The organism is Bacillus sp. AFS012607 (genome assembly GCF_002558005.1).
GTDB lineage: Bacteria > Bacillota > Bacilli > Bacillales > Bacillaceae_G > Bacillus_A > Bacillus_A thuringiensis_S.
Map to the genome: position 1 here is coordinate 137,476 of NZ_NTVM01000006.1, position 22,822 is coordinate 160,297.

Consider the following 22,822-nt stretch of genomic DNA (forward strand, 5'->3'; position numbering starts at 1 on the left):
AGAGAACTGAGAAGGGATGAGAAAATATGTTACCTTCATATGATTTTTTTGTTCATCCAATGTACTTAGTGGAATTGAAAAAAGACATTTGGTCAGATAGTCCAGTGCCAGCAAAATTAACTTATGGAAAAAAGAAATATGACATTGATATCGTATACCGAGGAGCTCATATTCGTGAGTTTGAGAAAAAATCTTATCATGTTATGTTTTATAAACCAAAAAAATTTCAAGGTGCGAAAGAGTTTCATTTGAATTCTGAGTTTATGGATCCGTCTCTCATACGAAATAAACTATCGCTAGACTTTTTTCATAACATTGGTGTACTTTCGCCAAAATCACAACATGTATTTATAAAAATTAATGGTCAAATTCAAGGTGTGTATTTACAGTTAGAATCGGTTGATGAAAACTTTTTGAAAAATAGAGGATTACCGAGTGGTTCTATTTATTATGCGATAGATGATGATGCGAATTTTTCATTAATGAGTGAACGAGATAAAGATGTTAAGACGGAGCTCTTTGCGGGTTATGAATTTAAATATTCGAATGAAAATAGTGAAGAACAACTGAGTGAATTTGTATTTCAAGCGAATACTTTGACGAGGGAAGCCTATGAAAAAGAGATTGGGAAGTTTCTACATGTAGATAAATATTTACGATGGTTAGCAGGAGTTATTTTTACGCAAAACTTTGATGGTTTTGTCCATAACTATGCACTATATCATAACGATGAAACAAATTTATTTGAAGTTATACCGTGGGATTATGATGCGACTTGGGGGCGAGATGTACAAGGGAGACCGCTTAATCATGAATATATCCGCATTCAAGGGTATAACACGCTAAGTGCAAGATTGTTAGACATACCTGTGTTTAGAAAGCAGTATCGAAGTATTTTAGAAGAAATATTAGAAGACCAATTTACAGTTTCGTTTATGAGGCCGAAAGTAGAAGGATTGTGTGAATTGATTCGTCCATATTTACTACAAGATCCATATATGAAAGAAAAATTAGAAACATTTGATCAAGAGGCTGATATGATTTATGAATATATAAATAAAAGAAGAAAATATATACAAGACCACTTATATGAATTGGATTAATTTTGAAAGAGATTGAAACGTTATCAATCTCTTTTTTTTGTATAATAAAGATGTATCAATAAAAGTGAAGTAATATATTTGAAAGAGAATGGGGATGCGGATATATGACGATTAAATGGATTGATTGGGTAAAACAAATACAATCTATAACCCAAGCAGGTTTAACGTATTCTAAGGATGTGTACGATATAGAACGCTTCCAACAATTACGAGACATTTCGATTTCGATGATGTCACATTACACAAAAACTGATTGGGAAGTTGTAGAGAAATTATTTGCAAGTGAGACAGGCTATCAAACACCTAAAGTTGATATAAGAGCAGTTGTTTTTCAAAATGAAAAGTTATTATTTGTGAAAGAAAAAAGCGATGGGAAATGGGCATTGCCAGGTGGATGGGCTGATGTCGGTTATACGCCAACCGAAGTTGCAGCAAAAGAGGTTGTCGAAGAGACGGGTTATGAGGTAGATCATTTTAAGTTACTAGCTATATTTGATAAAGAAAAACATCAACCATCTCCATCGGCGACGCATGTATATAAGATTTTCATTGGATGCGAGATTATTGGTGGAGAAAAGAAAACTAGCATTGAAACAGAAGAGGTGGAGTTTTTTGGTGAAAATGAATTGCCTAATTTATCAATTGCTAGAAATACAGAAGACCAAATTAAAGAGATGTTTGCCTACATGAAAGACCCGCAGAAAGAGAAATTAATAGATTAATCCTGCTTGAATTGTACATATTGTTAAAATGAAGATATTGGCAGATTGCAGCCTTTATGTAATAATGGGATGGTATGTGAAGAAAAAAGGAGATAAAAAAGAACATGTTAGCAAACATAATAGATCAGTTATTGCAATTTTTTGCAAGCTTAGGTTACTTTGGAGTAGCTCTTGCTTTAATGATTGAAGTAATCCCAAGTGAAATTGTACTTTCGTATGCTGGCTTTTTAGTAGCGGATGGTAAAATTAGTTTTGTGGGTGCAGTTATCGCCGGAACGATTGGTGGTACTTTAGCCCAAATCTTTTTATACTGGCTTGGATACTACGGAGGGCGTCCGGTTGTAGAGAAATATGGGAAATATCTGCTTATTAATAAACACCATTTAGACATAGCGGAAGGTTGGTTTAAGCGTTATGGAGCTGGCGTAATATTTTCTGCGCGCTTTATCCCAGTAGTACGTCATGCAATCTCTATTCCAGCAGGACTAGCTAAGATGCCATTAAAACTATTTACGCTTTATACGGTTGTAGCGATCATTCCATGGTCAATTCTATTTATATACTTAGGTGAAAAACTTGGTGGGAATTGGCGACAAATTAAAGAGTATGCATCTGATTACACACATTACATAATTATAGGAGCTGTTCTTTTTATTGCTCTATACTTCGGTTTAAAATATTTGAAAAAGAAAAAAACAACACGCTAAAGTCAATGATAATTCATTGGCTTTTTTTATTTGTTTCGGTTCGGTTCTAAAAAAAAAGAGTTGTCCATAATGTATAATAATAAAGCGTAGCGGAGGAATGTGATGAAAGGGTCACCGTTTATACGTGGAACGATATTTTTAACGATGGCAACGATGATATCAAAAATGTTAGGGTTTATATATGTTATACCATTTACAGCAATGGTCGGTACGAGTGGGTATGTTTTATATACGTATGCATATCGCCCCTATACAATTATGCTCAGCATTGCGACAATGGGATTACCACTTGCAGTTTCAAAAATGGTATCAAAATATGATCAACTGAATGATTATCATACGGTTAAGAGAGTGTTGAAAAGTGGAATCGTGTTTATGTTTATAATGGGAGTCATTTCGTGTTTTACGTTATATATGCTAGCTCCGCATTTAGCTAAGCTTGTCATCGATGGAAATGATCAAACGGGGAATAGTGTAGGAGCGGTTACTACTAATATTCGAATTGTAAGTTTTGCGTTAATACTTGTGCCAGTAATGAGTTTATTAAGGGGCTTCTTTCAAGGATTCCAATCGATGGGGCCTTCTGCATTAAGTGTAGTTGTAGAGCAATTTTTTCGGGTTTTAACCATTTTAATAGGAAGCTTTGTCGTTTTATATGTTTTAAAAGCGTCTGTTTCATTAGCGGTTGGTATTTCAACGTTCGGTGCATTTATGGGAGCTGTAGGTGGATTAACTGTTTTAAGTGCATATTATATAAGAAGGAGAAGGCACTTAAAGAAAAAAGAGATGGCAAGTATACCACAAACAACAAAATCCTTTTTCTCATTGTATAAGGAGCTCTTTACATATTCTATTCCTTTTGTTGTGGTGGGCTTAGCAATTCCGTTGTATCAGACTATTGATACATTTACAATTAATAAACTACTTATACAAATAGGGTATATGCAAGGAGAAGCGGAAAAAATTAATGCGATAATTGGTCTTGTTCAAATGGTTGTGCTCATCCCGGTATCCGTTGCGACAGCTTTTAGTATGTCTCTCGTACCAGAGATGACGAAAGCTTACACAGCAGGAAATACGAAGCTATTGTACAAACATTTTACGAGAACAAATGTATTAGTAGTAGCGATTACGGTGCCGGCTGCAATTGGAATGATTGTGTTAGCCAAGCCTGTATATACTCTTTTATTCGGTGCTGGAAATGATCCAGAGATGGGGAGAATCATTTTACAGTATTATGCTCCTGCTTGCATACTATTTTCTCTTTTTACAGTAACGGCTGCTATGCTACAAGGAATCAATCAACAGCAGAAGACGGTGCTAGGACTAGTGATTGGAATTATTGTGAAAATAGTTTTAAATATTGTATTGCTTCCGTATTTCGATTATGTAAGTTTTATTATTTCAACATACGCGGGCTATACGATTTCAGTTGGGTTTAACTTGTGGATGCTTTCTAAATATGTTATAAAGGCAACATAAGCTTTTAAGGCAGAGAGCACTCTGTCTTTTTCTATGTTTATAATATTTTTCTTATAAAAACGTTTTCAAAATAATTTTTCTATTGAAATTTAAACGTATGTTTCATATGCTGAGAATGGCGGTTTAAAAACTGTGATTTAAGAGAGGTAGATTCCTACATGTAAAAAGAATCGGGGTGATAGTATGTTAAATATATATTTAACAGACCGAAACGGAAAACTACAAGAGATTGAGGAAATGCAAAAGGGGTGCTGGATTAATGTACTTCATCCAACAGAAGAAGAAATTCAATATCTAGTACAAACTTTAAATGTAGACTTAGATTTCATTAAAGACCCTTTGGATGATGAAGAACGCTCTCGTATTGAAAAGGAAGACAATAATACTTTAATTATCGTGGATATTCCGACAGTTAGACATGACGAAGAAGGAAATTCGATTTATGACACGATTCCAATAGGTATGATTGTGATGCCAGATTGCTTTGTGACAATTTGTTTAGAAGAAAACCCAATTTTTGAACGTTTTATTAATCAACGTATTAAAGAATTTTATACGTTTAAGAAGACGCGCTTTGCACTTCAGCTCTTATATACGATTTCTACTTATTATTTAAGATACTTAAAGCAAATAAATCGAAAAACAATTGATTTAGAGCATCAATTAAATCAGTCAATGAAAAATAAAGAGATTTTCACATTATTAGGCCTTGAGAAAAGTTTAGTATACTTTACAACGTCATTAAAGGCTAATAAAATTGTGATTCAAAAGTTAATGCGTAATAGTACATTTTTAAAAATGTATGAAGACGATCAAGATTTATTAGAAGATGTATTAATTGAAAATAAACAGGCTATTGAAATGGCGGAAATATATAGTCACATTTTAAGTGGAATGATGAATACTTTTAGCTCCGTTATATCAAATAATTTAAATAGTGTTATGAAACTGTTAACGTCAATTACGATCATTTTATCTTTACCGACGATGGTTTCTAGTTTCTTTGGAATGAACGTAAAGGTTCCGTTTGAAGGGGAAGCCCACGGTTTTGTAATTGTACTCATCATATGTGTAACACTATCTTTCACGTTAGCTTTTGTTTTTTGGAAGAAACGTTACTTTTAACGATAAAAAAGCTGCTCTAGCATAGTTATATAACTACGCTAGAGCAGCTTTTTTGCTATGAAATCTCAAATTTTGAATAGAATATAACTTGTACAATGTAATGTATATAAAGGGTATGTATTCCATATAAACCTTGTCCAATTAATGAAATGGGGTTAAAATTACATATTGTTAATGAAAAGTTGGAGGAAATACATCATGGAATTGTTTCAATTACCGAAAGCATTCCTGCAAATGAATACAATTTTTATCTCCATATTGATCGAAGCACTTCCTTTCGTGCTCATTGGTGTATTTATTTCAGGATTCATTCAAATGTTCGTGACAGAAGATATGGTAGCAAAATGGATGCCGAAAAACCGATTTCTGTCTGTTTTAGTAGCTACTTTTTTAGGGATGTTGTTTCCAGGTTGTGAATGTGGAATTGTTCCGATTGTAAGACGATTAATCGGAAAAGGGGTTCCGCCATATGCGGGGATTGCATTTATGTTAACTGGGCCAATTATTAATCCAGTTGTTTTATTTGCAACATACGTTGCCTTTGGAAGTAGTATGCACATGGTATGGTATCGTTCTATTGTAGCGATTATCGTAGCAATTATCGTTGGAATTATATTATCATTTATGTTTAGAGAACATCAATTAAGAGATGATCACTTCCCAGAAGTGAATCATAAGCGTCCATTACGTAAAAAAATGTGGGATGTATGTACGCATGCTGTTGAGGAATTTTTCTCGATGGGAAAATATTTAGTATTAGGTGCGTTAATTGCAGCTGCAGTTCAAACGTTCGTACAAACTTCAACACTTCTTGCTATAGGACAAGGGCCGTTCTCTTCACCAGCTGTTATGATGGGACTTGCTTACATATTATCACTTTGTTCAGAAGCGGATGCGTTTATTGCTTCATCATTCCAAAGTACATTTTCAACAGCATCACTTGTCGCGTTCCTTGTTTACGGACCGATGGTGGATATTAAAAATATGTTTATGATGCTTGCGACATTTAAAACGAAATTTGTAATTGTCGTTACAGTTACAGTTACACTTGTTGTTTATGCAAGCTCACTACTCATTTATGCGATGGGGTGGTAGGTTATGTTTCGAGCGTATATATTATTAGGTTTTACAATATTAATTGCGCAGCTTCATATTTCGGGTAACATTACGAAGTATATCAATATGAAGTATGCTTATTTATCAACAACAGCAGCAATTATTTTAGGTTTCTTAACGATTGTACAAATTATCGTCGTTTTCCAAAAAGAGCACCAAAAGGAAAAAGAGAAAAATGATTGCAGTTGTGACCATAGCCATTGCGGGCATGATCATTCAAAAGATGAGAATACATGGTGGAAAAAAGCATTTTCGTACTCATTGTTTTGTTTTCCGATTATCTCAGGCTTATTTTTCCCGATTGCAACGTTAGATTCAGATATTGTTAAGGCGAAAGGATTTCATTTTCCTGTTGCACAAGCAGAAAGTAAGGATCCATTTATGACAAGACAATTTCTAAGACCTGATACGAGCATTTATTACGGGAAAGAAGGATACCGCGGTGTAATGGAAAAAGGGAAGAAAGAGTTTGTTACGAAAGACAATATTAATTTGAAAGATGAAGACTTCCTAAAGGGTATGGAAACAATTTACAATTATCCTGGCGAGTTTACTGGGAAAAAATTATCTTTTAAAGGGTTTGTTTTTAGAGATGATTCTTCTAAAAAAGAACAATACTTCTTATTCCGTTTCGGTATTATACATTGTGTAGCAGATTCTGGTGTGTATGGTATGTTAGTGAAAAAACCAGAAGGTGTAGAATGGAAAAATGATGATTGGATTCAAATAGAGGGAGAAATTTCTACTGAATTTTATCAGCCGTTTCATGCGAATATTCCTGTATTAGAAGTAACGAAATGGAATAAAGTTGAACAGCCGAAAGAACAATATGTATTTAGAGGGGCCGATTGATAGGATCGGTTCTTTTTTGTGGACTAAAAGTTCTGAATGTTGTTAATATTAAACGTGTAGTTCATTTCGTATAGTGATTATTGAAATATTAGGGATAAATCATTAAAGGGGTGATAACAATGACAGAAGTAAAGGGGAAAACAGCCAATGAGTCAAGGGTGTTCAAAACGAGCCGAGTATTCCCAACAGATTTAAATGATCATAACACGCTATTTGGTGGGAAGATATTAGCGGAGATGGATATGGTTGCTTCTATTTCAGCATCCAGACATTCGAGAAAGGAATGTGTCACAGCATCTATGGACTGGGTCGATTTCTTACATCCTGTTCGTTCTTCAGATTGTGTTAGTTATGAATCTTTCGTAATTTGGACGGGAAGAACTTCAATGGAAGTGTTTGTGAAGGTAGTGGCTGAAGATTTAATCTCAGGTGAGAAGCGTATAGCGGCAACGTCATTCGTTACTTTTGTGGCACTTAGTAAGGAAAATAATCCAGTTCCTGTACCGCGTGTTATCCCTGAAACAGAAGAAGAGAAAGAATTACATCGTATTGCTGTGTTACGTGCAGAACAGCGTCATATACGTAAGGCAGAGAGTAAGAAAGTAGCCACATTGTTAACCTTTTGAGATGAATATTTAGCCATTTAATTTACTATAGTAGGCGGAAATGGTTTTAAAATGAAAAGCGGACACCTAAAAATAGGTGTCCGCTTTTATAGTTTTTTCATCCACATATCATATGACAGTAGCTACTTAGCAGAAGCAAGCAGCACCGACGATGATTAAGAGGATAAATAATACGACTAGTAGCGCAAATCCATTACCATGTGCGAAGCCCATTGTTATTTCCTCCTTTTATTTTAAGATACAACATACAATATGCAAATGAGCTATTGTTTGATATGGACATATATCATGCAATGACATATTTTCTTGAATGATAATGTAATAAAAAAGGGAAGATATAGAAATAACAGTAAGTGGAGAAAGGAATTTATCCATGAAGCACTTTTTCGCTATAATTCTTTGTTTAATAGGTGTATTCATTTGGATGAACATCGATGTGGAAATGGGGAAGGAAATGGCTAGTGAATATGAATTAGGACAAGTTCGATTAGGTGAATTTCAACTATATACGAACGGTGAAGAGTTATATAGAAAATTATTTGACGATATAAATGATGCAGAAAAGTATATATATATCCATTTTTATATTGTAGGAAAAGATGAAATAAGCCAAGAGTTTTTACAGTTATTAGAGAAAAAAGCATCTAGCGGAGTAGAAGTGAAATTGTCAGTCGATCGGATAGGCGGATATAAGTTGAAGAAAAAGGTAATTAGCCGATTAAAGGAAAACGGTGTGAAGTTTACATTTAGTAAAAAACTGAAACTGAAAAATGTGTTCTATTCTTTGCATCAACGGAATCATAGACGCATTGTTACCATAGATGGAAAGATATCATACGTCGGTGGCTTTAATATCGGAAAGGAGTACCTTGGACAAGATCCGAAGTTTGGGCCATGGCGTGATTATCACGTGCGCATCCATGGTGATGGTGCAGCGGATATGGAAAGAAAGTTCGCCGAAGATTGGAAAGAAGATACAGGAGAAAAAATGCCTATACATGAAAGTATACCTACATTAGGGAATGTGAAATATCAATATTTATTTTCAAATGGAAAAGGCTTATGGGAAAAGTATGGGACACTTTTAAAAAAGGCTAAAAAGTCTTTAATTATCGCTACACCATATTTTGTACCAAGTAAAGAAATGGTGAAAGAGTTAAAAGCTGCATTAAATCGTGGTGTTAATGTAAAAATTCTCGTGCCATTTAAAAGTGATGCCATATTGTTAAAACAAGCTGCCTATCCATATTTGAAAGATATGTTACATGCTGGAGCGGAGATTTATCAATATCGAAATGGATTCTTTCATGGGAAAGTAACAATCATTGATGGAGAAATTGTTGATATTGGGACAGCGAATTTTGATAATAGAAGTTTTTATTTAAATTGCGAGTCTAACTGTATCATATATGATAAAACAGTTGTTGATGAAGTATGGAGTCGATTACAGGTAGACTTTCATAAATCAAAACGATTTTCTGAAGAAGATTTTGAGAAAATTAGTGGATGGGATTGGTTTTTAGCAAGAATAGCGAATGTTTTAGCATCATATTTATAGCATATGGACAAAAGAGAAGGGAGGCGCTTTAATGGACTGTATGAAAGAATTAATGAGATATAGTTATATGCTAATATACAAGGTTGGAGAGTATGCTGGAAAGGTCAGAGACGAAGAATTAAAAAATCTATTACAGCACCATTTACCATATATGTTACAAGCATATAATGAACAAGTAAATTTTCAAGAAGGAGAGAATGTGCAGCATATAACCTGTGAAACAACGGAGTTTGATTTGCATGAAATGGAAAAGGAGACAGTTAGTAAATATACAGGGGATATTCATATTGCAACCTGTTATATTGCGCACTTGAAACGATTAGCTTTAAAGTTTGCTCAAGTTGCAGTGGAGGTTGCTAATCCGGAGTTTCGCTCATTTTTGGAAAATTGTTTCTTGAAAATGAACCGTTACGCTTATAGTGTGTGGCAATATGTTATGAAGAAGGAATATAAGATTACACATCTATATGAAAATGAAAAGTTTGCATGAGAAACTAAGGCGGAATGGTATGCGCCTTAGTTTTTTTACGTCCATTGAGAGGGAAAAACTAGTTTTATTGTGTATCAATTGGAAATGAAATATATAAATTTAAATTAGGTTTTGTTATCAGAAAATTTACAAAAATTTACCGTATATTTACTGTTTTTCAATCTCTTCTTTAAAAATAGAGAGTAATATGAGGTTGTACATATTCTATCACAAGGGGGAAACGCAAATGAATAAATGGGTTAAATCATTAACTGCTATGGCACTTGCAAGTTCTTTATTAATGGTAGGTTGTAGTAAAGGTGAGGACAAGAAGAAAGAAGACGAAACAACTACACAACAAGAGGACAAAAAGGATAAAGAAACAAGCGGAACTGAGAAGTCTACGGATTCTAAAGAAAAGAAATAATGTAATAATAGAGCTTCCTCTTTTATATGAGGAAGCTTTTTTGTTGTAAATTGATTGAGATTATTGAAAAATAGAAAGAGAATGAAAGAGGGGGAAAACAAATGAAAGTATGTATATTGGGAGCAACAGGACGAGTAGGTTCAAATATAATTAATTTAGCATTAAAGGATTCAGCTGAAGTGACTGCATTAGCGCGTGATTTAAATAGAATAGAAATACAACATGAAAGGTTACGAGTTATAGAAGGTAATGTATTGAACGAAAAGGATATAAAGAAAGCGATAGAAGGAAGTGATATAGTAATTAGTGCACTTGGAACGGATCAAAATAGAACATTAGCGAAGAGTATGCCACAAATTATAAAGCAAATGGAAGAAGCAGGGGTTCATAAAATTATTACAGTAGGAACAGCCGGTATTTTACAAGCAAGAACAAATCCAAATTTATATCGTTTCCAATCGACGGAATCCAAAAGGAAAACGACAACAGCAGCAGAAGATCATTTGGCTGCATATAAGGTACTAAGTAATAGTAATAATTTATGTTGGACAGTTGTTTGTCCGACACATTTAATAGATGGTGAGGCGACAGAGGTATATCGAACTGAAAAAGATATATTGCCAGAAGGTGGATCAAAAATTACAGTGGGTGATACGGCACACTTTGCATGGGATCTATGTAAGAAAAACATATATGAAAATAGCCGAGTAGGTATTGCATATTAAAAAACCATCCCGAAGTCGGGATGGTTAAAAGATGATATAACATACGAAGATGATAATCATAATGATTTGGAGAATTGCTTTCGCTACTGTACTGCTTAAAAAACCAACTACAGTAGCGACTCCAACTAGAAAGGCATCTTTTGGCGCTTTTTTATGCACTAGTTCTGTTATAAATACTGATAAGAACGGTATGATAATAAGTCCGAATGGTGGGAAGAAAAACGATCCAACAATGATAGAAATCATTCCGACACGTTCGCCCCATTTAGAACTACCGTATTTTTTTAAGAAATATCCATTTGCAATAAAATCAGCAACGAAAATGAAAAGAGTGAAAATGACTTGAATAATCCAAAAAGAAGTTGTTAATTCTCCTCCATTTATACCGAAATGGTAAATCAAATATCCAGCCCAGACAGCTAGTATGCCAGGGATAATGGGATAAATAAAGGCGAGAAATGAAACAATGAAACAGGCAATGATACAAATTGTTAATAAAACAGTCACTTTATAGCTCCTTTTTAATATCTAGTTTATGTACAGCAACTTTTTTGACTTGATGTCCATCAAGTTCTAATACTTTAAATTGAAAACCAGCATATTCAATGGAATAGCCAGCTTCAATATTTAAGTCAACTGCTTGAGAGAGAATCCACCCTCCGATTGTATCTAAATCACTATCATCAATATGTAGGCCAAACATATCATTTACTTCAGAAATAAGTACCTTTCCATCTACAACAGTAAGCTTAGGTGTACGTTTTTCAATCATAGGTGGTTCATCCGCATCGAATTCATCTTGAATTTCTCCAATGATTTCTTCAAGAATATCTTCCATCGTTAAAAGTCCGGCAGTGCCACCATATTCATCCATAACGATTGCCATCTGAACGCGATTTTTTTGAAGGTGGACTAACGTTTTACGAATTGGAACTGTTTCAAATACAGTTAGAACAGGATGTATATAAGATTCAAGTGGTTTATAAATACCTTTCGTTTGATCATGGAATACTTCTTTCGTATTGATCATCCCAATGATATCATCTTTATCTTTTTCAATGATTGGATAGCGTGTATATTTCTCAGTAGCGACGATATCCATATTTTCTTCTAACGTATTTTCAGTAGATAAGCAAATCATTTCGGTACGAGGAACCATAATTTCTTTCGCAACTCGATCATCAAATTCAAAAATGTTATTTACATATTTATATTCGGTTTGGTTTATTTCACCGCTTTTAAAACTTTCACCTAAAATGAGTCGCAATTCCTCTTCAGAATGAGCAAGTTCATTTTCTTTCGCAGGTTCTAATCCGAGTAGTTTTGTGAAAAATATAGCTGCACTATTTAGTAGCCAAATGAATGGATACATAATTTTATCAAATAAAATAAGTGGTCTTGCAAATTTGAGTGTGATTGCTTCTGCTTTTTGAATTGCGAAAGACTTTGGAACTAACTCACCTAATACAACGTGGAAAAATGTAATAACACTAAAAGCAATAACAAAAGATAAAGTGTTAGCCATTGTTCCAGTAATATTAATTTTTTCAAAGAGCGGTCGTAGTATATGCTCCACAGTCGGTTCACCAAGCCAACCAAGCCCTAAAGAAGTGATCGTAATGCCGAGTTGACAAGCTGATAAATAAACATCTAAATTAGATAGGACACTTCTTGCAGCTAAAGCTTGTTTATTACCTTCATTTGCAAGTTGGTCAATTCGACTTTTACGTACTTTTACAACAGCGAATTCTGATGCGACGAAAAAGCCAGAAATAAGAATAAGTACAAATATGAGAAAAATATTTAATATGTCCAAGTGTGTTCTCTATTCCAAGGTTTGGAATAAAGATGTCACCTCCTGCAATTATGTTATACTTTTATAATAAATCCAAATGAAAAGAATAGTCAAAGGAAAAGGGTAAATATTGGTATGTTTCTGTAATAGTTTTTGAATTTGCTGTTATTTTGTCCGCTATACAAAAGGAATAACCCCTTACTTTTAGATTATAGAGGGTAATTTCAAATTAAGGTTTTGGAACACTTCTTGTTAAAGTATATGACTGTTGCTTGGAGTAGTTTGTGGTCCATAGTGTTTGAAGAAAAGAAAGTATGCTATATGGGATATAGAGTAGTAATAAGCCTATTGTAACAATTATGGGTGAATTTCCGCCAAATTGAACGATAAATTGTAACAGTCCACTTGTATGAAAAACGCATTCCATAAAAACGAATGAAAGAATAATGGAACCTAAAATTGATTTATGATTCGAAGTAAGCGCCAAAAACAATGTATCCACAAGAAAAGAATCATGTTTTATTTCATATTCATTTGTGTTTTTCAAGAAAGGAATCCATTTTTTTATTGCTTGCATAACGATAATCATGGAAGTACTACATACGATGATAAAAGATGAGTAGTAAGGAAGGTTTATAAATTGTGCGACGTATAGAAGTAGTAATAAGACTGAACATTGTAATACTACAGTGCAAAAAGAGTAAGGTATCCAATTCAATACAGTAGTAAACTTTTTAAACGAGTTAGGTACTTTGAAAAATAAATGGCCGATACCCAAACTTATGAAAAATCCGATCGCAAGGGTAAAAGTAAAACGAACAATCGATATAAAATATATTTCCCATATGTAAGGGAATAATGGTGTTGAATGATTAGAAGTATGTATCATTTGATTTGCTGAGAAAAAGATAGATTCATGCATCCAATCAACCTTTGGAATTGATATAGAAGAAAGCTGTGCGAAGTTTTGAAAAATGCTAATAAATCCATTTTGATAAGAGTAATTGTGTGTAATAAAAAGAGCTGGAATTGGACTTATGGCAAAAATAACAATAACACCAATTATTAATTTGTATATATGTGAGCGTAATAAGGACATATAACCACCTACTCTTGGAATATTCAGAAAATTCTTATTCTTATTTTAGCCGTTTTTGGAGCAAGTTACAATATATTTTTCTTTAAGTATCGGTAGATGGATAGTTTTAAATTCTTTTTAGAAATCTATTTTATGTATGAAATATAAAGCAGAAACGGGTATGTAACAGTACGAATACAAAAAGCGTGAACAGTTTTGCATTTTCACACTTTTTGTATGGAATGAAGAGAAATGTAGGGAAGTGTCGAAAGGATTAAATAGATTTTTTTAATTTGAAAGTGATACCATGTAATTAAACGGTGTTTAAATCTTTGTTTAACTAATAAATTCTAGAGGGGGGATATAAATTGGAGGGAAATGAAAACGTATCAACGAAAGAAAAGATTTTAAATACAACATTGGAATTAATTAAAAAAGAAGGTTTTGAAAGGGTAACGATAAGAAAAATTGCAGCATTGTCAGATGTAAATATCGCGCTTGTAAATTACCATTTTGGTTCAAAAGAAAAGTTGATTAGTGAGACGATTAGAGTCTTATTAATTAGCTTTCAAGGCACTTTTTCTATTTTAGATAATATTACAGTGCCAGCAAAAGAAAGATTAAAAATATTTTTATTGGATTATGTACTAGTAATTCGGCAATATCCGAAGTTAGTTAGGAAGATTATTGCAATGGGAACTACGGCATTTACATCTCAATACGAATATGGGGATTTTTTGAAGAGGCTAGGTTTTAGTAAAGTGAAGAATATTTTGAGCGAAATAACGAATGAAACGGATCAGGAAATTTTAATGATGATGACAGTACAAATATTTGGATCTATTTTTCTTCCCACATTAATGATGCCAATTCTCGAATCAGGGGCAGATATAAAAGTACCATCTGTAGAAAAACAGATTGATTTCCTAATTGAACGCTATTTTTATAAAAATTGAGATAGTGGGTGATAGAGATGGCTAGTTTCTTTAGAAAGCATTGGTGTGATATAGGATTAGTGGTCGCTATTGTTGTCGTAGTTTGTTTAGTCGCGAATTTGGGAGAAATGAGTGAAATGAAAGTACTGTTATGGTTAAGTTTTGTGGCCATTTTAGTGCATCAATTTGAAGAGTATCGTTGGCCAGGTTATTTTGCTGGTCTATTTAATGTAGTTATATTTAAAAGTGATATACCAGATCGCTATCCATTAAATACGCAATCTGCTATGGTAATAAATATTTTGATTACGTATGTTTTTTATTTACTCCCGGTTTTCTTTCAAAATATAATATGGCTTGGGTTGGCACCTATTTTAATGGGATTTTTTCAATTCATATGGCATGGTATTTTTGCGAATATAAAAGCTAAAACAATATATAATCCGGGATTAGGTGCGGTTGTATTACTACATGTTCCAATTGGTTATGTATATATGAGATATATTCTTTTACACAATCTGGCTACAAATTTGGATTGGTTATTTGGGGTGATCTACTTTCTAATAGCTACCTATTTTTTAATTATAAAAGGAAATATATTAATGAAAAGTAAGGAGACAAATCATTACTTTTCTAAAAAGCAACTAGGTCCGTACAAATGATACATTGAAGTGATTCAGAATTCAGAGGAAGGGTTTTAGATGCTGAAGAAAGTGCAAGTGAAGGATTCATGAATAAATTATGACAAGAAAATGGAAAATTTTCAGAAAAATAAAATAAATTATTTATTTTTTTCTGAAAATATAATATAGTTATGGCACAGAAAGTATTTTAACATAAGGAGGCTTTTTATGAGGATTAAAGGGAATTACGTGCCGAAAAGGGAAGTTTTACTGTGCTCAAGTTCGATTACGATAGGGGAAGCGTTAGAGCATTTAAATAAAACGGGGTATCGTTGTGTACCAGTTTTAGATGAAAAAAAAGAGAAATTTTTAGGGAATATATATAAAGTAGATATTTTAGAATATAAAGGATCGCTTGATGAGAGTGTAATACAATTATTAAACGATAAAGAAGGATTTGTGAGAGAAGATTCATCTTTCTTTAAAGTATTTTTTACAATAAAAAAATTGCCATATTTATCAGTAGTTGACGAAAAAGGGATTTTCCTTGGAATTTTAACGCATAAAAAAGTTTTTGAGTTATTAGAGGATGCATGGGGCGTTCACTCTAGTAAATACTCTGTCATGATTGGAACGCAAGACTATAATGGAGCAATTCAAAAGTTATCGACAGTTTTAAAGAAATACACTGGTATTCAAAGTTTGATGACTTTTGATAATGATGCCTTATTAGTTCGTAGAATTATGTTTACATTAGGAGAAGAGTTTAACGACGGTGAATTAGAGACATTATTGAAAGATTTAGAAGATCACGGATTTAGAGTTGTGTATGTGGAAGAGATGAAAAATCCACGTGAAGTTGAAACGATAGAGTAACATACAAAAGCCATCTAATTATCTTGGATGGCTTTTGTTATGTTACGTGTGTAAAGTTATTTGAAAATAACGATAGGATAATAGGAGAGATTGTAACAATATTTGTGTAAGAGAATAAAAATTGTAGATAATTTCGATTTTCAAAAAAATCAATTTGAAAATATGTTTTTATTTTGCAACTAAATATGTTACTATATGTGTGATAAAAACAAAGAGGTCTGACAACTATACTCCACGTAATAACACTCTAATGATTTAAAAATTCAAAAAAATCAAAATTCGAAAATAACAATTGTATTAATGATTAGAGTAAAAATAAGGGGAATGGAGAAATTATGGAGAAAGACACTGCTTTGTAAGGGGCATATTTTATCATCTTGAGCAGAGAGGAGGATGCATAGCATATTGTAAAATATAGAGATAAACAATGGAAAAGTGCTATGCAAATGAAGAGCATGAAGGGACGTTTAAGGCCAGGTGATACGGTAGCAATTGGTTTAATGCTATTTGCATTATTTTTAGGAGCAGGAAATTTAATTTTTCCGCCAGTTTTAGGTCAACAAGCAGGAGAGAATGTTTGGATTGCTACAATAGGATTCCTTGTAACGGGAGTCGGATTACCCCTACTAGCTGTAACAGCTGTCGCGTTTGTAGAGGGGGACTTGAAAGCGCTGTCTTCTAGAGTCCACCCTATATTTGCGTTTATTTTCCCATTGATTAGTTATTTAGCAATTGGACCATTTTTCGCAATCCCGCGTACTGGAGCTGTTTCGTTTGAAATGGGTATGAAGCCGTTTTTATCAGAGGCAATGGTTTCAGAGTGGTACATGCTATTTCTTTTCACGATAGTTTTCTTCGGAATAACGTGGTATTTATCATTAAATCCATCTAAGTTAGTGGATTGGTTCGGAAAGTTTCTTACGCCACTATTGGTATTAATTGTCGCTGTTATTGTCGGAAAGGCAATTATTGATCCAATTGGAGAGCCAGCTGCGCCGTTAGCTGCTTACAAAGAAAATGCTTTCTTTGGTGGATTTATTCAAGGATATTTAACGATGGATGCAATTAGTGCTCTCGTATTTGGAATTGTCGTTGTACAAGTTATTCGCTCTAAAGGGATAAAAGAGAGTAGTCAAATTGCAAAAATAACAGTCGTATCAGGTATTATTGCTGTACTTGGTTTAACGTTAATTTATTTATCACTTGCTTATCTTGGTTCAACAAGTACATCACTTGGTGTCTCAGAAAACGGTGGTCTTATTTTAACGAATGTTGTAAATGAGCTATATGGGACGAGTGGTAAAATTTTATTGGGGCTTGTTATTATACTCGCTTGTTTAACAACTTCTGTTGGGTTAACATCTGCGTGTGCGGGTTTCTTTACAAACTTATTCCCAAAACTTTCACATAAAACGATTGTAACAATGGTATGTGTATTTAGTTTAATTGTATCTAACCTAGGTTTAACACAATTAATCGCCGTAACATTACCTGTGTTAATGATCATTTATCCAGTTGCAATTGTATTAATCGTACTTTCGTATTTCCATAAGTGGATTGGGAAGCGTAATACAATTTATATTGGAGCTATTTTAGGTGCATTGTTAATTAGTTTCTTTAACGGTTTAGAAAGTGCGAACATTAAAATTGACGTGATTTCTAATGTACTACAAATGTTACCGTTATATAACGAAGGAATCGGATGGTTAATTCCATCATGTATTGGCGGGATTCTCGGTTTCTTCCTCTATAAATCAAATGAATCAAGTAAATTACAAAAGAAAGGTGCTTAGGCACCTTTCTTTTTTTGAAGGGGATTTTTATATTTTGTCTAAGTAATAATTGGGAGGAATGATAAAATGGCTAATTTTGAAGATTTTTTAAATTTGGATTTGCGAATTGGAACTGTAATACATGCAGAGGAATTTAAAGAAGCGAGAGTTCCAGCGATTAAACTAGAAATTGATTTTGGAGAAATTGGGATAAAGCAGTCAAGTGCTCAAATTACGAAAAGGTATAGCCCAGAAGGTTTAGTCGGTCAACAAATTGTTGCTGTTGTAAATTTCCCGCCAAAGCGTGTAGCTGGATTTAAATCGGAAGTGCTTGTGCTTGGCGGCGTTCCTGAAGCTGATGATGTTGTGTTGCTTCAGCCTAATATGGAATTGCCAAATGGAACAAAAATTAGCTAGGGTGAAGGCAGGGGCTAATATGGGTATCGGACGAGAATATTTACAATGTGCGATTTCGAACTTTAAAGCAACAAAGAAGCAAGGGGAACGGGCACTTTCTCAATTATCATACGAACAAATACAATGGTCTTCTCATGAAGAAACAAATAGTATAGCGATTATTATAAAGCATCTGCATGGTAATATGCGTTCTAGATGGACGGATTTTTTAACATCTGATGGTGAAAAAGTTGATCGTGACCGAGATGGTGAATTTGAAGGAGGCTATTCTTCAAAGAAGGAAGCCCTTGCAGCGTGGCAAGAAGGATGGGAATACGTTTTTAATACGATGAATACGATATTGCCGGAACATCTATTGAAGACGGTATACATTCGTGGTGAAGCTCATACGGTCCTGCAAGCAATTGAAAGGCAAATTTCTCATTATGCATTGCATATTGGACAGATTATTTACATCGGTAAAATGTTAAAAGAAAATGAGTGGCTATGTTTAAGCATTCCTAAAGGACAGTCAACTCGTTATGTAGAGAAAAAACGTTCAACATAATAATAAGAAAGAAACCGATAAAAAATGGGGAAAAAGAAAGTCAGCCAAATAATAGATGGTTCTGTAATCATAAGAATACTGCCAAAAATAAGTCCATATACAATAAGAAAGAAATTGAAAAGTGTATTCACAGGGAGAAACCGTGAGATGAACACTTGCTGTCGTTTAAAACAATCACTGTGAAATAAATAAAAGCGGAAGCACCATGTGGCTGTAATAAGATCTTTCTTTCTTACAATTCTTTTTTTGCATGTATGACAGATAAATGGTGGTTGCATTTCATTACGCTCCATTTTTTATTTTCATAATAATGTGAGACAAAAGTAGGTACAAAGTGTAAGTTCCTATATACGCTCCTGCAATAAGGAAAAATGGATTCAGTAAAATTCCATGAATGCTTGTCATGAAAACTAAATCTTGTATTAAAACATCGTATATATTAATGGAAATAATTGTACCGAGTACATACAGTGCCAAGTACGCAGAAATATGTAGCACAATAGAGACTTTTGGATGCTTAGCGGACAAATAAAAAATGAATGATAGAGCGATTGGTAATATTCCTATTAATAGCTTCAATTCATTTCACCTCATTAACAATATAGCCGAAATTTTAACGGTCTATTCTCTAGGGCTTGTACATAACTTGAAATAGAGAGGTGATAGTATGAATCGGGGCTTTTTTTTTATGAAGTTTACAAGCATGCGTAAGTTAGTTTTATTTGTTATTACTACAGTGCTAGCGACTTTTTTTCTTATTAGTATGATGGTAACCTCTATGAAAGAGACGAAGTCAATGTATTTATATAATTGGTTAAATGAGTTATCGATGAATGGTTACATGTATGTACTTGGAAAAGAGAATCATTATTTTACACAGGAGTATCGAAATTTGAATCAAGATTTTTCAATTTCTTCTTTTCTCTTTTCTATGGCTACAAATATTCGCTTTAATGATGTACGCAGTTTTGTCGGGAAAGAGCTCCCTGGGTTTGGTAAGTACGATACAGAAATTGTTATTGCGGGTGAGGGTACAAATTATTCTAACTTACCGATAGAGTCGAGTGTCCCTCTTGAAGAAGTAGTGAAGGAACGGACTAGTGGAACTGGACAAGCACCTAAACAAGATACGAGTAAAGAGAAAAAACAGCCGTCCCAAACGACCGGGAAAAGACAAGTTGCGTTTATTTATCATACACATAGCTGGGAATCCTATTTACCTTTACTTAACTTAACGAATGACCCGAATCCGAATAAAGCAACGAGTTCTGTATCGAATATTTCTATATTAGGAGACCGTTTCCGTGAACAACTAGAAGGTGAAGGAATTGGCGCCACTAACGATAAGAGTGATGTTGGTCAAAAGTTAATAAGTAAAGGTTTAAACAGTAATAGTTCGTATAAGATGTCACGAGAAATTGTGCAGCAAGCTATGGCTGGAAATAAAGATCTTCAATACTTTTTTGATTTGCATCGTGATAGTGCCCGAAAGAATGTAACGACAAAAACAATTGGAGATAAATCATATGCAAAGCTTGCATTTGTAGTAGGGAAAGGAAATAAAAACTATGAAAAAAACTTACAATTAGCGACAGCTTTACATGAGGCGATTAATAAGAAATATCCAGGAGTGAGTCGTGGGGTCATTCAAAAAGGGTTCCAGACAGGAAATGGAATCTATAATCAAGACCTATCAGGACAAGCGATATTAATAGAAGTTGGCGGTGTAGATAATACAGAGGAAGAATTGAATCGATCAATTGATGCACTTGCTAAAGCATTTGGTGAATATTTTTGGCAGGCAGAAAAAGTGAATGGATAAAGTGAAATTTAAATTGGTGAGAGACCTCACCTGATGAAGATGAGTTCACAGTATTTTTGAAAAAACGTAAGTGTAATGCTTGCGTTTTTTCTTTGTAATGATGAGACGTCACAGAATAGACATAATTTGTCGTTGTTATAGTAATATCGAAATTTGTCAATTTATAGTAGGAGATTTACAAAGGGATTTTCGGGAAAGTAGAGAAAATCTTTTTATAAGGAAAACTTTTTATTATGAAACTGGTAGGGTGATTGAAGTGATTAGGGAAATCGAAATAGAAGATGCAGCATCATTTTTGCAATTAAGTAAGCAATTAGATGAAGAAACGAAGTTTATGTTATATGAACCAGGAGAAAGAAAAACTACAGCTGAGCAACAAGAAAAAATGATCCATCGCTTTATAGAAAATGAATATGCAACAATATTTGTAGCAGTTGAAGATGAGAGGATAGTAGGTTTTATATTAGTGAATGGAAATAACATTCAAAGAAAGAGGCATGTAGCAACCATTGTAATTGGTATTTTGCAAGAGTATAACGGGCGAGGTATTGGGACGAGATTGTTTAAAGAGGTTGAGAAGTGGGAAAAATTACATGATGTATGGCGTTTAGAATTAACAGTAATGGCCCACAATACAAGAGCTCAGGCACTATATAAAAAAGCTGGATTTGAGAAAGAAGGTGTCAAAAAAGCTGCTCTTATTATCGATGGAAAGGGCATCGATGAGTATGAAATGGCCAAATTATTAAAATAAGAGGTCGTTATATGAAAAAAAGATGGGCACTACTTGGTATCATAGCTGCAATAATTATTGTTGGAGTAGCAGGAATCAATTATAAAATGTATAAGGATAAGCAGGCGCGGGAAGTAAGTGTAAATAGCATATTTCCGAAAGCAAAAGAAACGATTGCTAATATGGATGGGGATATTGCGGTAATTAATAATCCGAATTCAATGCTTGTACTTGTGAATAAAAGTAGGCGTTTACCAGATGGGTATAGACCGCCAGATTTAGTTATTCCGAAAGTGCGCTACTCTAGTGAAGGTGATCAAGAAAAGAAAAAGATGAGAAAAGAGGCAGCGAGGGCGCTTGAGGATATGTTTCAGCAGGCTGACAACGAGCGTATTTTCCTGTTTGCAGTTTCTGGATTTAGATCTTTTGATCGACAAAAAGCATTAAATACGATGTATAAAAAACAAGATGGAGAAGCAAAAACAGCAATGTCTAGCGCGGTTCCTGGTACAAGTGAGCATCAAACTGGACTAGCTATGGATATTACGTCTCAATCTGCTAAATTTCAGTTAGAGACGGTTTTTGGGGAAACGAAAGAAGGTCAGTGGCTTTCTGAAAATGCCCATAAATTTGGTTTTGTGATTCGATACACAAAAGCGAAAGAGACGATTACGGGCTATCGGTATGAACCATGGCACGTAAGGTATGTGGGAAATCCACAAGCTACATATTTGTATGATAATCAACTGACGCTTGAAGAAGTAACAGAGTGAACAATTGAGGGGAGAGGCGTACAATGACGATGTTATATAAGAAAAAAGTACATGCATATATTACAAGAGAAAAAGAGGGGGTTATGCAATTACTTGTTTTTAAACATCGTGATATACATGAAGCTGGTATTCAAGTGCCAGGGGGAACGGTTGATGAAGGTGAAACGTTAGAAGCGGCTATATTGCGTGAAGTACAGGAAGAATCCGGATTGCGTCATTTATGCATAGAGCGTTTTTTAGCAGATTACATTATACATATGAAAGAAAAACAGGAATATGAAAAACGCCACTTTTTCCATGTAACTTTACTAACAGATGTAAAGGATACTTGGGAACATATTGTAAGTGCTGGTGAGGAAGATAAAGGATTAGTATTTTGCTACGAATGGATTAATATTGCAAAATGCCCTGAATTAGCTGGGAAACAAGGTGAGTTTTTACATTTGTTAGATGAAGTATACGCACAGTAATGTAAGAGTCTGAAGCGAAGGTTAATCCGTTTCAGACTTTTTTTATTTTTCGGGAAATTAAAGGTGTTT

At 33.9% G+C, this 22,822-nt stretch carries 28 protein-coding genes; 22 read left to right on the top strand and 6 right to left on the bottom strand.

What is annotated here, in order from left to right:
- Positions 1-26: 26 nt before the first annotated feature.
- The 8 genes from cotH (at position 27) to CN409_RS05405 (ending at position 7,733) form a co-directional block, all read left to right on the top strand.
- Entirely contained in the window at positions 27-1,103 is a 1,077-nt protein-coding gene (gene cotH / locus CN409_RS05370) for a spore coat protein CotH (protein ID WP_000938005.1), read from the top strand.
- A 104-nt stretch (positions 1,104-1,207) separates the two neighbouring features.
- Positions 1,208-1,825 carry an NUDIX hydrolase N-terminal domain-containing protein gene (locus CN409_RS05375; protein WP_000153595.1) on the top strand — a complete coding sequence of 206 codons (618 nt, stop codon included), beginning with the start codon at positions 1,208-1,210 and terminating at the stop codon, positions 1,823-1,825.
- A 104-nt stretch (positions 1,826-1,929) separates the two neighbouring features.
- On the top strand, positions 1,930-2,532 hold the full coding sequence (uptA, locus tag CN409_RS05380) for an undecaprenyl phosphate transporter UptA (protein ID WP_000880690.1): 603 nt from the start codon (positions 1,930-1,932) through the stop codon (positions 2,530-2,532).
- 102 nt (positions 2,533-2,634) lie between these two features.
- Positions 2,635-4,014: a putative polysaccharide biosynthesis protein gene (locus CN409_RS05385; RefSeq protein WP_000678844.1), complete on the top strand. Its 1,380-nt coding sequence runs from the start codon at positions 2,635-2,637 to the stop codon at positions 4,012-4,014.
- Positions 4,015-4,197: 183 nt separating this feature from the next.
- The gene (locus CN409_RS05390) at positions 4,198-5,139 is read left to right on the top strand and encodes a magnesium transporter CorA family protein (protein WP_000932389.1); all 942 of its coding nucleotides are present in this window, start codon (positions 4,198-4,200) and stop codon (positions 5,137-5,139) included.
- 198 nt (positions 5,140-5,337) lie between these two features.
- Positions 5,338-6,234 carry a permease gene (locus CN409_RS05395; protein WP_000418726.1) on the top strand — a complete coding sequence of 299 codons (897 nt, stop codon included), beginning with the start codon at positions 5,338-5,340 and terminating at the stop codon, positions 6,232-6,234.
- 3 nt (positions 6,235-6,237) lie between these two features.
- Complete coding sequence (locus CN409_RS05400) at positions 6,238-7,107, top strand: TIGR03943 family putative permease subunit (RefSeq protein ID WP_000488058.1); 870 nt, start codon at positions 6,238-6,240, stop codon at positions 7,105-7,107.
- Positions 7,108-7,226: 119 nt separating this feature from the next.
- Positions 7,227-7,733 (top strand): acyl-CoA thioesterase, encoded by a 507-nt coding sequence (locus tag CN409_RS05405; protein WP_000141164.1) that lies wholly within the window; start codon positions 7,227-7,229, stop codon positions 7,731-7,733.
- Positions 7,734-7,859: 126 nt separating this feature from the next.
- On the opposite strand, the gene CN409_RS05410 is transcribed toward CN409_RS05405, so the two are convergent.
- The gene (locus CN409_RS05410) at positions 7,860-7,946 is read right to left on the bottom strand and encodes a YjcZ family sporulation protein (protein ID WP_000505094.1); all 87 of its coding nucleotides are present in this window, start codon (positions 7,944-7,946) and stop codon (positions 7,860-7,862) included.
- 160 nt (positions 7,947-8,106) lie between these two features.
- Here CN409_RS05410 and cls point away from each other — a divergent pair, with 160 nt between their 5' ends.
- The 4 genes from cls (at position 8,107) to CN409_RS05430 (ending at position 10,912) form a co-directional block, all read left to right on the top strand.
- Complete coding sequence (gene cls / locus CN409_RS05415; RefSeq protein WP_000680093.1) at positions 8,107-9,291, top strand: cardiolipin synthase; 1,185 nt, start codon at positions 8,107-8,109, stop codon at positions 9,289-9,291.
- Positions 9,292-9,322: 31 nt separating this feature from the next.
- Entirely contained in the window at positions 9,323-9,781 is a 459-nt protein-coding gene (locus tag CN409_RS05420; RefSeq protein ID WP_000340541.1) for a spore coat protein, read from the top strand.
- A 226-nt stretch (positions 9,782-10,007) separates the two neighbouring features.
- Positions 10,008-10,187, top strand: coding sequence for a hypothetical protein (locus CN409_RS05425; RefSeq protein ID WP_001045962.1), 180 nt, complete (start codon positions 10,008-10,010; stop codon positions 10,185-10,187).
- A 101-nt stretch (positions 10,188-10,288) separates the two neighbouring features.
- On the top strand, positions 10,289-10,912 hold the full coding sequence (locus CN409_RS05430) for an NAD(P)-dependent oxidoreductase (protein WP_000861642.1): 624 nt from the start codon (positions 10,289-10,291) through the stop codon (positions 10,910-10,912).
- Positions 10,913-10,936: 24 nt separating this feature from the next.
- Here the strand turns inward: CN409_RS05430 and CN409_RS05435 are convergent, their stop codons facing one another.
- From CN409_RS05435 to CN409_RS05445, 3 genes are all read right to left on the bottom strand, one after another.
- On the bottom strand, positions 10,937-11,419 hold the full coding sequence (locus CN409_RS05435; protein WP_000217335.1) for a DUF456 domain-containing protein: 483 nt from the start codon (positions 11,417-11,419) through the stop codon (positions 10,937-10,939).
- A 1-nt stretch (position 11,420) separates the two neighbouring features.
- Positions 11,421-12,728: a hemolysin family protein gene (locus CN409_RS05440; protein WP_000353734.1), complete on the bottom strand. Its 1,308-nt coding sequence runs from the start codon at positions 12,726-12,728 to the stop codon at positions 11,421-11,423.
- A gap of 208 nt (positions 12,729-12,936) precedes the next feature.
- Positions 12,937-13,806: a hypothetical protein gene (locus tag CN409_RS05445; protein WP_000055306.1), complete on the bottom strand. Its 870-nt coding sequence runs from the start codon at positions 13,804-13,806 to the stop codon at positions 12,937-12,939.
- Positions 13,807-14,153: 347 nt separating this feature from the next.
- On the opposite strand from CN409_RS05445, the gene CN409_RS05450 reads away from it, so the two are divergent.
- From CN409_RS05450 to CN409_RS05475, 6 genes are all read left to right on the top strand, one after another.
- Complete coding sequence (locus CN409_RS05450) at positions 14,154-14,741, top strand: TetR/AcrR family transcriptional regulator (RefSeq protein ID WP_097980843.1); 588 nt, start codon at positions 14,154-14,156, stop codon at positions 14,739-14,741.
- Between the two features lie 17 nt (positions 14,742-14,758).
- Entirely contained in the window at positions 14,759-15,382 is a 624-nt protein-coding gene (locus CN409_RS05455) for an HXXEE domain-containing protein (protein ID WP_000135769.1), read from the top strand.
- Positions 15,383-15,571: 189 nt separating this feature from the next.
- Complete coding sequence (cbpA, locus tag CN409_RS05460; RefSeq protein ID WP_001220522.1) at positions 15,572-16,219, top strand: cyclic di-AMP binding protein CbpA; 648 nt, start codon at positions 15,572-15,574, stop codon at positions 16,217-16,219.
- 455 nt (positions 16,220-16,674) lie between these two features.
- Positions 16,675-18,012, top strand: coding sequence for a branched-chain amino acid transport system II carrier protein BrnQ4 (gene brnQ4, locus CN409_RS05465; protein ID WP_395939124.1), 1,338 nt, complete (start codon positions 16,675-16,677; stop codon positions 18,010-18,012).
- Between the two features lie 66 nt (positions 18,013-18,078).
- Positions 18,079-18,408, top strand: coding sequence for a chaperone CsaA (csaA, locus tag CN409_RS05470; RefSeq protein WP_001263021.1), 330 nt, complete (start codon positions 18,079-18,081; stop codon positions 18,406-18,408).
- Positions 18,389-18,955 carry a DUF1572 domain-containing protein gene (locus CN409_RS05475; RefSeq protein ID WP_000435822.1) on the top strand — a complete coding sequence of 189 codons (567 nt, stop codon included), beginning with the start codon at positions 18,389-18,391 and terminating at the stop codon, positions 18,953-18,955. Before csaA ends, CN409_RS05475 begins: the two co-directional genes overlap by 20 nt.
- Here the strand turns inward: CN409_RS05475 and CN409_RS05480 are convergent.
- Positions 18,928-19,233, bottom strand: a complete 306-nt coding sequence (locus tag CN409_RS05480; protein ID WP_043333388.1) for a hypothetical protein — start codon at positions 19,231-19,233, stop codon at positions 18,928-18,930. The genes CN409_RS05475 and CN409_RS05480 overlap by 28 nt on opposite strands.
- A gap of 4 nt (positions 19,234-19,237) precedes the next feature.
- On the bottom strand, positions 19,238-19,534 hold the full coding sequence (locus tag CN409_RS05485) for a hypothetical protein (protein ID WP_000770731.1): 297 nt from the start codon (positions 19,532-19,534) through the stop codon (positions 19,238-19,240).
- Positions 19,535-19,622: 88 nt separating this feature from the next.
- Between CN409_RS05485 and spoIIP the strand changes: the two genes are divergently transcribed.
- From spoIIP to CN409_RS05505, 4 genes are all read left to right on the top strand, one after another.
- Positions 19,623-20,777: a stage II sporulation protein P gene (spoIIP, locus tag CN409_RS05490; protein WP_097980844.1), complete on the top strand. Its 1,155-nt coding sequence runs from the start codon at positions 19,623-19,625 to the stop codon at positions 20,775-20,777.
- Positions 20,778-21,033: 256 nt separating this feature from the next.
- Positions 21,034-21,531, top strand: a complete 498-nt coding sequence (locus CN409_RS05495) for a GNAT family N-acetyltransferase (protein ID WP_141527687.1) — start codon at positions 21,034-21,036, stop codon at positions 21,529-21,531.
- A gap of 11 nt (positions 21,532-21,542) precedes the next feature.
- Positions 21,543-22,283 carry a M15 family metallopeptidase gene (locus CN409_RS05500; protein WP_000747643.1) on the top strand — a complete coding sequence of 247 codons (741 nt, stop codon included), beginning with the start codon at positions 21,543-21,545 and terminating at the stop codon, positions 22,281-22,283.
- A 23-nt stretch (positions 22,284-22,306) separates the two neighbouring features.
- Complete coding sequence (locus CN409_RS05505) at positions 22,307-22,753, top strand: NUDIX hydrolase (RefSeq protein ID WP_000178282.1); 447 nt, start codon at positions 22,307-22,309, stop codon at positions 22,751-22,753.
- The last annotated feature ends 69 nt before the right edge of the window (positions 22,754-22,822 follow it).